12 protein-coding genes are annotated in these 12,402 nt (G+C 65.0%); 11 read left to right on the top strand and 1 reads right to left on the bottom strand.

Annotated features, from left to right (window positions below):
- Positions 1 to 83: integrase core domain-containing protein (locus J2X34_RS27990; protein ID WP_147283480.1), on the top strand; the 83-nt coding region annotated here is incomplete at its 5' end.
- A gap of 13 nt (positions 84 to 96) precedes the next feature.
- Here the strand turns inward: J2X34_RS27990 and J2X34_RS27985 are convergent.
- Positions 97 to 549 carry a hypothetical protein gene (locus J2X34_RS27985; protein WP_429520317.1) on the bottom strand — a complete coding sequence of 151 codons (453 nt, stop codon included), beginning with the start codon at positions 547 to 549 and terminating at the stop codon, positions 97 to 99.
- 996 nt (positions 550 to 1,545) lie between these two features.
- Here J2X34_RS27985 and J2X34_RS27980 point away from each other — a divergent pair.
- From J2X34_RS27980 to J2X34_RS27935, 10 genes are all read left to right on the top strand, one after another.
- Entirely contained in the window at positions 1,546 to 2,754 is a 1,209-nt protein-coding gene (locus J2X34_RS27980; RefSeq protein ID WP_429520316.1) for an ABC transporter substrate-binding protein, read from the top strand.
- A 588-nt stretch (positions 2,755 to 3,342) separates the two neighbouring features.
- Positions 3,343 to 4,551, top strand: a complete 1,209-nt coding sequence (locus J2X34_RS27975) for an ABC transporter substrate-binding protein (protein ID WP_181818777.1) — start codon at positions 3,343 to 3,345, stop codon at positions 4,549 to 4,551.
- A 122-nt stretch (positions 4,552 to 4,673) separates the two neighbouring features.
- Positions 4,674 to 5,555 carry a branched-chain amino acid ABC transporter permease gene (locus J2X34_RS27970; protein WP_114722041.1) on the top strand — a complete coding sequence of 294 codons (882 nt, stop codon included), beginning with the start codon at positions 4,674 to 4,676 and terminating at the stop codon, positions 5,553 to 5,555.
- Between the two features lie 3 nt (positions 5,556 to 5,558).
- Positions 5,559 to 6,683: a branched-chain amino acid ABC transporter permease gene (locus J2X34_RS27965; RefSeq protein WP_114722040.1), complete on the top strand. Its 1,125-nt coding sequence runs from the start codon at positions 5,559 to 5,561 to the stop codon at positions 6,681 to 6,683.
- The gene (locus J2X34_RS27960) at positions 6,680 to 7,489 is read left to right on the top strand and encodes an ABC transporter ATP-binding protein (protein ID WP_114722039.1); all 810 of its coding nucleotides are present in this window, start codon (positions 6,680 to 6,682) and stop codon (positions 7,487 to 7,489) included. Before J2X34_RS27965 ends, J2X34_RS27960 begins: the two co-directional genes overlap by 4 nt.
- Complete coding sequence (locus tag J2X34_RS27955) at positions 7,482 to 8,258, top strand: ABC transporter ATP-binding protein (protein ID WP_114722038.1); 777 nt, start codon at positions 7,482 to 7,484, stop codon at positions 8,256 to 8,258. Before J2X34_RS27960 ends, J2X34_RS27955 begins: the two co-directional genes overlap by 8 nt.
- A complete protein-coding gene (locus tag J2X34_RS27950; RefSeq protein WP_114722037.1) occupies positions 8,255 to 8,830 on the top strand; it encodes an NADPH-dependent FMN reductase in 576 nt (191 codons plus the stop codon). Before J2X34_RS27955 ends, J2X34_RS27950 begins: the two co-directional genes overlap by 4 nt.
- 2 nt (positions 8,831 to 8,832) lie before the next feature.
- Complete coding sequence (locus J2X34_RS27945; RefSeq protein ID WP_429520315.1) at positions 8,833 to 9,981, top strand: alpha/beta hydrolase; 1,149 nt, start codon at positions 8,833 to 8,835, stop codon at positions 9,979 to 9,981.
- 2 nt (positions 9,982 to 9,983) lie between these two features.
- Positions 9,984 to 11,570 carry a long-chain-fatty-acid--CoA ligase gene (locus tag J2X34_RS27940; protein ID WP_258557891.1) on the top strand — a complete coding sequence of 529 codons (1,587 nt, stop codon included), beginning with the start codon at positions 9,984 to 9,986 and terminating at the stop codon, positions 11,568 to 11,570.
- Positions 11,567 to 12,349 carry an IclR family transcriptional regulator gene (locus J2X34_RS27935; RefSeq protein WP_114722035.1) on the top strand — a complete coding sequence of 261 codons (783 nt, stop codon included), beginning with the start codon at positions 11,567 to 11,569 and terminating at the stop codon, positions 12,347 to 12,349. Before J2X34_RS27940 ends, J2X34_RS27935 begins: the two co-directional genes overlap by 4 nt.
- Positions 12,350 to 12,402: the final 53 nt, after the last annotated feature.

The following is a 12,402-nucleotide window of genomic DNA, read 5'->3' as shown; positions in this document are numbered from 1 at the left end:
CCTGGCTCGAGTACTACAACACTCGACGACGCCACAGCGCACTCGGAGGACTCCCACCGATCAGCCGACTGCAACCAACCTGATGGCCAGGTACACCTAGAGTCCCCTGAGCCCGAGCAGTCGGCTCGCGATGCGAGGTGGTCGATCCCCTCGCCCCCTCAATCGATCTACGAGCTCAGGCGTGTGGGGTGGGAACGAGTCGAGGATCTCAGCGGGCCCGAACGCGATGGGTTCGCCTCGTTTCGCACGGTCTCGAGCATCCGTCCAACCCGCGATGAGGAGATACCATCCCGCTTCCGCGACTACGGGCGAGTCTGGAGTCAAGACCGCTTCGATCTCCACGACGCCGTCGCTGAGCGAGGCGCCATCCTCGACCGTCCGAGATATCACCACGACCTTCGCCGATGGATCGTTGTTCCAGACCGTCGCGTTGGCCCACCGCTTGAAGAGCTCGGCCTCCTTGCGTTCTCGGGCATCTTGACGCCACCAGAATGCGAGGAGCCCCGCCACGATGAGCCCAGTGGAGCCCCAGAGAACGAACTCGAACATGCCCACATCATAGGACTCGATACGCCCGCCTTCCCGAGAATCGGGCGTATCCGAGAAGAGCGTGCAGAGGCCGCGGCAAGCGCGTCAATGAGCACCCTCGACCACCTCGACAAGTAGCGGTCCTCCATTCCGCCTGCCAGGCCATCGGCCCGAAACTCGGCATCGGCCCCGAGTCGTGAGGAGTGGACCGAGCAACTCCAGATCGGCTCCCGTCAGGGAGATCCTGGATCTCAAGGGAGACAACGAGATCCTGGGTTCTGTCCTGCGGAATTACGCGTTGGATGGGCGATCGCTCCCGTGAAGCATCAAGTCCAGGCATTACGTTCAGGTGTCTCGGTCGCCGCATCATGGTCAGGTACCTTGACGACATCGGTGGATGTGGGTCACGCGTTGGCCGGCCAGCATCCGGCACGTCCGCCGTCGCCCGCAGTCAACCGGATGCCAGGGTCCGTATTCCCCAGGGCCGCTTTGATTCACAACCCTACCCCGGGCAGCGATGTGGCCGATTCCCTGGGCGATCGGCCGGTGGTGCTCACGCGCGGCCGTGGCCTCACGTCCACCGGCGCGTCGGTGCAGGACGAGGTGGTTCGCGCTGTTCTCAATCTCGGCGCCGCCTGGCGCCACGAGGTGTCCCGGCTTGACCAGGCGCCTCGGGTGGCGTGCCCGTTGGCCCGTGCTCTATCACACCTGCGGTTCTCCCTCTCGGCACTGTCGTCGAGTTCGGTTCAGCCTCGTTGCTGAGGTGGTCTGCCTGCCCGTGCGTCCTGCACCGGTGTCATCGGCAGAAATTTCCTCTGCACACGAAAACTTGCGCGTATCAGTCCAGGTTGAGCGATTGCATTTTGGGCTTATCGATCGCTAGTCAAGTCCTTGACTCGGCGGCCTGCATGCCTGTTCAATGCTCAAGACCGCCGGTTCGGTGTGGGTCAGATCACAACCCGAAGGGACGTACTGAAGATGTTGAGGAAGGCTGTTCCGGCCCTCGCAATCGCCTCGATGCTCACCTTGACTGCTTGCGGCGGGTCGGACGGTGAAGGCTCCACAAGTGCGGACGGGGTCAAGACCGGGAAGGGTGTCAGCGACTCCGAGATCAATCTCGGAATTCTGACCGACTACTCTGGCCCGATCGCTCAGGCGGCAACTTCCGGCTCGATCGGCCTGGAGATCAAGCTGGATCAGGTCAATGCCGCTGGTGGCGTCTGCGGACGCCAGATCGTCCTGCACAAGATGGACACCAAGTTCGACCCCCAGATCACCACCCAGCAGTACCGCGCCATCTCGAACAAGGTTGTGATGATCCCGCAGGTGATGGGCACGGCCCAGCTGATGGCCATCAAGGACAGCATCGCCAAGGACGGCATCCTGACCTACTCAGCTTCGCTGAACTCGTCCGCGCTCAAGCTCGAGGATGTCTCCATCTACACCCCGCCCTTCGAGGTGGAGCTGATCAACGGCCTCGTCTGGGCTGCGCAGAAGGCCGGCGCCAGCGCCGCCAACCCGCTCAAGGTCGGTGTCTTCGCGGCCGCGGACGAATACGGCACCGCGTACGCGGATGCGGTCAAGTTCGCCGCGAAGGAGATCCCCGGCGTGGAAGTCGTCTCCAGCCCGACGTACAGCCCCACCGACAACGACTTCACCGCCCAGGCCACCGAGCTGAAGAACTCCGGTGCCCAGGTCGTGTTGCTGGCGAACACTATGGCCCAGACCCCCGGCCTGATCGGCCAGTCTGCCCAGCTCGGTTTCAAGCCGATGTGGGTCGGTTACTCGGGCTCCTGGAACGCTGCGCTGGCCAAGCCGCTTGCGGGCTTGACCGACAACTACTTCATCTCCGCCAGTTACGGCGCACTGAACGATGACGTCCAGGGCATCAAGGATATGAATGCCGCTCTGGCGCAGTACGCGCCGAACGAGAAGCCGAGCAACTTCCAGGTCGCCGGCTGGTTGAGCGGCGTCGCCACCGTGGCGGTGCTGGAGAAGGCTTGCGAGAACAAGGATCTCACGCGCGAGGGCGTGCTGGCCGCAGTCAAGGATCTCGACATCGACTTCGGTGGCATCCTGCCTGCAGTCAACCTCGGCACCGGCGACTCGGTCGTCAGCTACCAGAGCCGGATGAACAGCATCAACGCCGAGGGCCTGCTGATCCCTACCACTGACTGGGCCGAGACCGATCAGGCTCGCGCCTGGGGCGAGACAAACGGTTTCTGACGGTCGGGGATCCCACGCCATCCGGTCGATCCGATTTGAGTTAATTCTTGGCAAACACCTTCGGAAGTGCGCGGCGGGGCGGTCGACGGCCGCCCTTCGCCGAGGGGCGGGACGTTGGCGCCCCGGTTCTCGGGTGCCTCCGGAGGTGTTCGGCATGTCCGACCCAAGTGTGCTGACCATGTCGCCCGTCGTCCGTCGACGTACCCGCGCGGATCTCTGGGCGACTGCTCGGCCTCCGCGCCGGGGCCGGGCCCTGTCGGCGCAGTACCGGAGGTTGCCCTGAGTGGATCCCGGGCGTCGGGACTGAATCGGACGACCATGCTGCTCGATTTCCGGAACTCTCCCCGCGTGGCGACAACCTGCATGTTTGGCAGAAAACCTTTCTGCACAGAGGATTGTAGACAGATATGTGCAGGTAGCAACAGTAGCGTTTGGAGATTATCGAGCGCTAGTCAGGTGTTGACTGAAGGGCCGTGGAGCTGTTGAATGCACTGGAGCGCTGATTCGATGTGCGTCAAGTCACAGATTCCAAAAAGGGGTATTCAGATGGTCTCAAGGAAGGCGGTTCCGGTTGTCGCGGTCGCCGCAATGCTCGCGCTCACCGCTTGCGGTGGGTCCGACAGCGGCGCCGCCACGGGTGCCGGTGGCGTCAAGATGGGCGTCGGTGTGACCGACACCGAGATCAACCTGGCGCTGCTGTCCGACTACTCCGGTCCTCTTGCTCAGGCGGCCACCTCGGCCACGGTAGGCATGCAGGTGCAGGTGGACGCAGTTAACGCCGCCGGTGGCGTCTGCGACCGCAAGCTCGTCCTGCACAAGATGGACACCAAGTACGACCCTCAGGTCGCCACCCAGCAGTACCGCGCCATCAACAACAAGGTTGTGATGATGCCGCAGCTGGTTGGAACGCCGGCGATGATGGCCATCAAGGACAACATCGCGAAGGACAACATGCCCACCTTCGCCTCCTCGCTCAACACCGCCGCGATCAAGCTCGACAAGGTCTCCATCTACACGCCGCCCTTCGAGGTGGAGCTGATCAACGGCCTCGTCTGGGCCGCGCAGGAGGCCGGTGCCAGCGCCGCCAACCCGCTGAAGGTCGCTGTGATCACCCCCGCGGATGAGTACGGCGCGATCTACGCCGACGCCGTCAAGTTCGCCGCGGACAAGATCGATGGAGTGGAGGTGGTCGCCAGCCCTGCGTACACCCCTACGGACAACGACTTCACCGCTCAGGTCGCCGACCTGAAGAAGTCCGGCGCTCAGGTAGTGATCCTCGGCAACACGATGGCTCAGACCTCGAGCATCGTCGGCCAGTCGGCGCAGCTTGATTTCAAGCCCAAGTGGGTCGGCTACTCGGCTGCCTGGAACGCGGCGCTGGCCAAGCCGCTCGCGGGCCTGCTGGACAACTTCTACGTGTCCGCCAGTTACGGCGTGCTCGCTGACGAAGTCCCGGGTATCGCGGACATGAAGGCGGCCTTGGCCGAGTACGCGCCGAACGAGGCGCCGAGCAACTTCCAGGTCGTCGGCTGGCTCAGCGGCGTGGCAACCCAGGCAGTGCTCGAAAAGGCCTGTGAGAACAAGGACCTCACCCGCGACGGCGTGCTGGCGGCGATGGAAGGCCTCGAGATCGATTTCGGTGGCATCCTGCCTGCCGTCAACCTCCAGGATGGCGACTCGATTGTCAGCTACGAGACGCGGATGAACCGGGTCGATGCCGCCGGGATGATGATCCCGGTCGCAGATTTCAAGGCCACCGACGAGGCGAAGGCCTGGGGAGCCGCGAACGGCTTCTAGCCGAGCGTCGAGGTGCCCGCTTCCTCAGGACGGCGGGCGCCTCGACGTCACGCTAGTACTACACGCCACTCGTCTAGATCCCCAGTGCCGCACAATGTTCGACCAAAGGAGTAGAAGGGGAAATGTCGCTCTTCTTACAGCTCGGCTTCCAGGGCATTGCCCTGGGAATGGTCTACGGACTGATCGCCCTCGGGTTCGTGATCATGTTCAAGGGCTCGCACACATTCAACTTTGCCCACGGCGAGATCGTGGCGCTGGGCGCCTACTCCGTGTTGGCCTTGATGGCCTTCATGCCCTGGGGGCTGGCGTTCGTCATCGCGGCCGTCATCGTCGTGGTCCTGGGGGTCCTGATCGAGGCGGTCTTCCTCCGACGCATGGTCGGCAAATCCGTGACCACCGTCGTGCTCGCGACACTGGGCATCTCGATCATGCTTCACCAGGCGATCCTGATGATCTGGGGCGTCGGCACACACGGCTCGGCGGGCCCCGTCGGCTCGGGCACAGTGAATGTCGGCTCCGTGGTGCTGCCTTGGAGTGGCATCGTGACGATCGGCACCTCCGTTGTGGTCCTCGCTGGACTGGCCTACTTCTTCCAGAAGACCCCGTACGGACTGGCGCTCCGCGCGACCGCCAGTCATCAGGAGGCGGCGCTCGCACAGGGAATCGACGTACGGCGGATGTTCGCCCTCTCATGGGGACTCGCGGCCTTCCTCGCCGTGGTGGCCGGCGTCTTCCTGGCGTCCTTCCCCCGGGTGGTCTCGCCGTCCTTGGGCATCGTGGCGCTGCTGGCCATCCCCGCGATCGTGATCGGTGGCATGGACTCGCTGGTCGGCGCGATCGTCGGAGGTCTGATCGTCGGCCTGATTCAGGTGATGGGGTCCTACTACCTGTCGGACATCGGGGGCGGCCGACTGCACGAGGTCCTGCCGTACATCGTCATGTTCGCCGTGCTGGTGGTCCGACCGTACGGACTCTTCGGCAGTAAAAGCGTTGAAAGGGTCTGACCGATGACAACAACTCTCGAACCCGCACCCATCGACGATGACACCGCAGGTGGTCCGGCCGACGTCGTGCGGACCAAGAAGCGAAGCACGCGTGTGTGGGTTGCGGTGTGGGTCGTGGCGATGCTGCTGGTGCCGTGGGTCGTGCAGTCCGACCTCTGGATGGGCGTCGGAATCTTCGCGCTGATTGCGGCAGTCGGCGCCCTCGGCATGCAGGTCATCACCGGATTTGCCGGTCAGATCTCGATGGGCCACGCGGTATTCATGGCGATCGGTGCTTACACCGCAGCCTGGCTGGGAGTCGATGAGGGACTGCCGGTCTGGCTGTGGTTGCCCGCAGCCGCTGTGGTTGCCGGACTCGCCGGTGGGGTGGTCGCTCCTGCAGCAGTGCGCATCCGCGGGCTCTACCTGGCGGTTGCGACGTTGGCCCTGATTTTCATCGGCACGTACGTCTGGGAGACCTGGACCAGTATGAGCGGTGGTGTCAATGGTCGGACGGCCCCTGCGGTCGAGATCAATGGGCAGGACTTGCTGGACGGTTACTGGTCGTCGGGAGGCGAGGAGATCCTGACCTCGTTCCAGGCTTGGTGGTACTTCGCGCTGGCAGTGCTGCTCGTCGTCACCGTGCTGACCTGGAACCTCAAGCGCTCGCGGCTCGGTCGCGCCTTCATGGCGGTCCGAGATCGGGACATCGCCGCAGGCGTGGCCGGGATTCCTGTGACCAGGACCAAGGTCGTCGCCTTCGTCATCTCCTCGGCCCTCGCCGGTGTTTCCGGCGCGCTGCTGGTCTCCTACATGGGCTACTTCACGCCGAGCCAGTGGACGATGATGGTCTCTGTCGACTTCATCGCCATGGTCGTCATCGGCGGTATGGGCTCGGTCGCGGGCGCGATCCTCGGCGCATTCTTCATCAAGGCGATGCCTGAGATGGTCAACGTGGTCTCGCCGTACCTTCCGTTCGTCTCGAAGGACGCGAGCGCCGACGGCGGCATCACGGCGCCCCTGCTCTCACAGTTCCTGTACGGCCTCGTGATCGTGCTGGTCCTCATCTTCGAGCCCAAGGGTTTGGTCGCACTCTCCAAACGACCTGTCGACTGGATCCGAGCCCGAATCTCCGGAGGTAGCAAATGAACTCGCTGGTCATCGACAGCCTCAGCGTCCGGTACGGTGCAGCCTCGCTGGCGCTCGAGGACGTGAGCCTCACGGTTCCCCAGGGCGAGATCGTCAGCCTCCTCGGGCCCAACGGTGCCGGCAAGTCGACGCTGATGCGCGCGGTCTCGGGTCTGCTCGGCGTGCACGGCGGCGTCGTCGCCGCGGGCAAGGTCGAACTGCTGGGTAAAGACGTCACCAACGAGCGCTCGTCGAAGCGCGTCAAGGCGGGGCTCGCGCAGGCGCTCGAGGGCCGGCAGGTGTTCCCCGGCCTGACCGTGGCCGAGAACCTCGCGAGCGGCGGCTACGTCCGGCGCTATCGCAAGGCCCAGGAACTCGAGGCGCGGGAGCGGGTGCTGCACCACTTCCCGCGTCTGGGCGACCTGATGGCGCGCAAGGCCGGTTACCTCTCGGGCGGCGAGCAGCAGATGCTCGCGATCGGGCGGGCGATGATGTCCCAGCCGAAGGTGCTCCTGCTCGACGAGCCGAGCCTCGGTTTGGCGCCGAAGATCGTCGAGGATGTCCGCGACGTGATCGTCGACATCAACAAGGAAGGCACATCCATCCTGCTCGTCGAGCAGAACGCGGCAATGGCTATGGCGATTGCCCAATACGGATATGTCCTCGAAGGCGGCCGCGTGGTCAAGGAGGGCAAGGCGGAGGACCTGCGCGGCGACGCGGAAATCGCAGAGCTCTACCTGGGCGCGGCGGCCGTGGGCGCAGCCGAGTCTGCGCCCACAGCGCCGGCCACGGGAATCGAAACCGAAGGAGCGATCCAGCATGTCTGAGACGCGTGCCGACCTGTTGGAGGTCGAGGACCTTTCCCTGAGTTTTTCCGGTGTGAAAGCCATTGATGGCGTGAGCTTCTCGATCGCCGAGGGCGAGCTGTTCTCCGTAATCGGTCCGAACGGCGCGGGCAAGTCCTCGTTGTTCAACTGCATCACCGGCGTGTACGCACCGCAGTCCGGTTCGGTGCGCTTCGCGGGCGCGGAGATCCTCGGGTTGCCGGCACACAAGATCGCGAAGAAGGGCATCGCCCGGACCTTCCAGAACGTGGAGGTCTTCCCGGCCATGACGGTGCTGGACAACCTGTTGCTCTCGCGGCACAACGCGATGCGCGCGGGGGCCCTGGAGAACATGCTGTGGCTGGGCCGCTCTGCGCGCGAGGAGAAGGCCGCGAAGGAGAAGGTTCGCGAGGTCGCGGCCCTGATGCAGATCGAGCATCTGGCCGACACCCCCGTCGGATCGCTGCCGCACGGCACGCAGAAGCGCATCGAGTTGGCGCGAGCGCTGGCGATGGAACCGCGGCTGATCATGCTCGATGAGCCCGTCGCGGGTATGAACCACGACGAGACCGCCGAGATGACCGAGACCATCGTGCAGGTGAACCGAGACCTGGGCGTGGCCATCCTGCTCGTTGAGCACGACATGAAGATGGTCATGGGCATCTCGAACCGCGTCTGCGTCCTCAACTTCGGTCAACGAATCGCCCTCGGCAAGCCCGCCGAGGTTATCCGCGACGAAGCTGTCGTCGCGGCCTATCTAGGAGCTGCATGATGAAAGACGGAAAGTTTGTAATCTGCGCGATTGCAGGCAGCCTCCGCGCGGACTCGTGGAACCGCAAACTCATCGAGGCGGCCGCGGCAATGGCGCCCGCCGACGTCGACGTGCGGATCACGAAGCTGCTGGGCGAGATCCCGATGCTCAACGAAGATGATTTCGGTAACGAGGCAGAGAGCGTCCACGCGCTGCGCGCCGAGGTCGAAGCTGCTGATGCCCTGCTGATTGCGACGCCGGAATACAACGGCGGCATCCCCGGCGTCCTGAAGAACGCGCTCGACTGGCTTTCGCTGCCACTGGGCCAATCGGTGCTCGAGCGCAAGCCGGTGGCGCTCATGGGCGCCACCCCCGGCCGCCTCGGCACAGCGCGCAGCCAGTTCGAACTGCGTCACACCTTCGTCTTCTCTCGGTCCCCGGTGTTGCCGGGACCCGAGATTCTTCTCAGTTTCGCGCCCAATCACTTTGACGAGCAGGGCCGGCTGACGGATCCCATCGTCCTCGAACGGGTCGATTTGATGTTTACGCACCTGAAGAAATACGCAAGTCTCAATGAATACGAGGTTGTCTAACCATGACCGGCGCTACCACCAGCCCGAACGTCCACAAGGAATTCGTCAGCAGCGAGTCACCGCGTGCGAAGCGCGCGGGGGCCGGCGGCTATCCGTGCCAGGGGATCTACTACACGCCGGCCGGCAAGAAGCCGCGCATCGCGATGATCGCTACGCATTACCAGATTGATTTCTCGGAGCATTACGTCGCCGAGTTCATGGCTGAGCGCGGTGTTGGATTCCTGGGCTGGAACACCCGCTACCGCGGCTACGAGGAGCTCTTCAATCTCGACCAGGCCCTGGTCGACATCGGCGTGGGCGTCCGCTGGTTGAAGGAACATGCAGGTGTGGATCAGGTTATCCTGCTCGGCAATTCCGGCGGCGGGTCGCTGATGGCGGCTTACCAGGCGCAAGCCGTCGAGCCGTGTATCCGCCCCGCCCGTGACATGGAACCGGCAGTGGGCATCAATGAGCTCATCCCCGGTGACGCCTACATCTCCCTCGCCGCGCACGGCGGCCGGCCTGATGTGCTGACCTCGTGGCTGGACGCAGCCGTCGTCGACGAGAACGACCCGACGCTGACCGACCCCGAACTCGACCTGTTCAACCCCGAGAACGGCCCGCCGTACTCCGAGGAGTTCATCGAGCGATACCGTGCTGCGCAGGTTGCTCGCAACCACCGGATCACCGCCTGGGCCAGGGAAGAGCTCGCCCGGGTCACCGCCGCCGGCTACTTCGACCGGCACTTCGGTGTTCCGCGTACCTGGGCGGACCCCCGCATGGTCGACGCGACGATGGAGCCGACCAATCGGCCTGCGGGCGAGTGCTACCGCGGCTCGACCGCTGTGGCAAACCGCGGCGACCGCGGCATCGGCGCCGGGAGCACGCTGCGGAACTGGCTGCACATGTGGAGTCTCGAAGAGTCCCAGTGCCGCGCGGAAATGCACATGGAGAAGATCACCGTGCCGGCGTTCGTCATCAACCCCGACGGTGACACGGGTGTGTTCCCCAGCGATGCGGACGCGCTGTACAACGCCATCGCCAGCACCGACAAGCAGCGCAAGGACCTGCCGGGCGATCACTACTTCGTCGAGCCGGCCGGCGCCCGCGAGAAGGTCGCCGAGGTCATGTGCGACTGGATCGCCGAGCGTTTCCCCAAGGAACAGTGGTGACGATGAGTGGCGAGATGGAAGAGCTGGAATTCGCTCGAAAGCAGCACTGGGTCAACCAGGTTGACCGGCATGCGTTCGAACGCGGTGATTTGACGGCGATTGTCTTCGGCGACCGCCGGATCACCTGGGCGCAGCTCCAACAGCGCGTGGTGGCCGTGTCCTCCGCACTCGCCGAGCGTGGTGTTGGTCGTGGGGACCGGATCGCGTTGCTGATGGGCAACCAGGCCGAGTACTTCGAGATCATGATTGCCGCGAACCGCATCGGCGCGATTGCCGTGCCGATCAACTTCCGGCTGAGCGTCGGCGAGGTGGCGTTCACGCTCGACGACAGCGGTTCCGCCATCCTCTTCGTGGACGAGCAGACGAGCGCCACCGGAATCGCCGCGTCCGCGGAGGCCGCGGGCCAGGTCCTGGTCTTCCAGCTCGGTGAGGGCATCGACGAGAGTGCTGACGGCGTTACGCCGTACGACGTCCTCGTCGCCCACCCCGGTTCGCGCGCCGCGATCGCCGTGACCGAGGAGTCGGAGCCCGCACTGCTCATGTACACCTCGGGCACCACCGGACGACCCAAGGGCGCCGTGCTGACGCATCGCAACCTGGCCGCGCAGGCGGCCACGAACGTGATGGCGTTCCGCTTCGAAATGCACGACGAGGTCAGCCTCTGCGCCGCGCCGCTGTTCCACATCGGCACCCTCGGCCTGGTGGCGCCGGCGATCCTGATGGGCGCCACGATGGTCGTCATGCCCAGCGCCTCCTTCGACGCGGGCGCCCTCCTCGACGTCGCGGAGCGCGAGCGGGTCACGTCGACGTTCCTCGTACCCACTCAGTGGCAGGCGGTCTGCGACGAGCAGGAGCGGGTGCCGCGCGACCTGTCCAGGCTCCGTGTCAGCTCCTGGGGTGCGGCGCCGGCCAGCGACACCCTGCTCCGCAAGATGGGCGAGGTTCTGCCGGGCGCGGCGAGCCTCGCGCTCTTCGGGCAGACCGAGATGTCCCCGGTGACGTGCGTGCTGGAGGCCAAGGACTCACGCCGCAAGCTCGGCTCCGTCGGGCGCCCGGTGCCCGGGGTCTGGGCCCGAATCGTCGACCCCGACATGGTGGATGTGCAGCCCGGTGAGGTCGGGGAGATCGTCTACCGCGGCCAGGGGCTCATGTCCGGGTACTGGAACAATCCGGAGGCGACGGCACAGGCGTTCGCCGGTGGCTGGTTCCACTCCGGTGACCTGGTGCGGATGGACGACGAAGGCTTCATCTATGTCGTGGACCGCGCGAAGGACATGATCATCTCCGGCGGCGAGAACATCTACTGCGCCGAGGTCGAGAATGCGCTGGCCGGGCACCCCGACATCGCCGAGGTTGCCGTGATCGGCAGGGCCCACGCGACTTGGGGCGAGACCCCCGTCGCGGTGGTCGCGCTGAAGCAGGGCGCGGCGGATCTGACCATCGAGGAGTTGCGAACCTGGGCGGGGGAGAGGTTGGCCCGTTACAAGCTGCCGACCGACCTCGTGATCGTTGATGCGCTGCCGCGAAACGCCTCGGGCAAGGTCACAAAGAACGAGTTGCGCACCCCGGCCGTTACCCTACCTGCGTGACTGCAAAGGAAGATGCACCTCCGAATCGTCCGCAGTACCCGATCGAGTCTGTCGACAATGCGCTTCGGATCCTGCTGCTGCTCGGCGATCGTCGCAGCATCCGGCTGACCGAGGTGAGCGAGTATCTCTCGGTGGCTTCGTCGACTGCGCACCGGCTGCTGGCGATGCTCCAGTACCGCGGTTTCGTTCGTCAGGTCGAGGGCTCGCGGGCTTACGAGCCGGGTCCGGCGCTGACCACGATAGCGTTCGCGGTCCTGCGCCAGACCGACGTTCGGGCGCGCGTGCACCCGGTCCTCGAGCGGCTCTCGGCCAGCCTCGGCGAGACGGTCCACCTGGCCCGTCTCGACGGGAACACGGTGACCTTCGTGGACTCGGTCGAGAGTGCTCGGGCGGTGCGCGTGGGATCCCGCATGGGCATGACGATGCCTGCGCACTGCACATCGTCGGGCAAGGCCCTGCTCGCCACGCTGGACGACAGTGTGGTGCGCGAGCTCTACCCCAAGGAGAAGTTGACGGGGGGCCTGACCTCGCACTCGATCACCAAGCGGTCGGTTCTACTGCGCCGGCTCGCGGAGGTCCGCCAGGTCGGGTTCGCCACGAGCGACGAGGAGTCCGAGGACGAAGTCGCGTCGGTGGCGGTCTCGCTCGGCGAGTACGGCGGGGCGCGCTACACGTTGAACGTCTCCACGCCCAAGAGTCGGATGTCCGACGTGACCCGCGAGGAGATCGCCGCCGCACTGACCCAGGCGGTGGACGAGGTCGCTGCGTTCTTCCTGTGATCTCGGGATAGAACGAATCTTCCTGCGCGGCAAGATAAGGCACGGAAACAGCC

This window comes from Rhodococcus sp. BE178 (genome assembly GCF_050433545.1).
Taxonomy (GTDB): domain Bacteria; phylum Actinomycetota; class Actinomycetes; order Mycobacteriales; family Mycobacteriaceae; genus Prescottella.
Note: the sequence above shows the minus strand (reverse complement) of the source record. Positions and strands in the feature narration are given on the sequence as shown.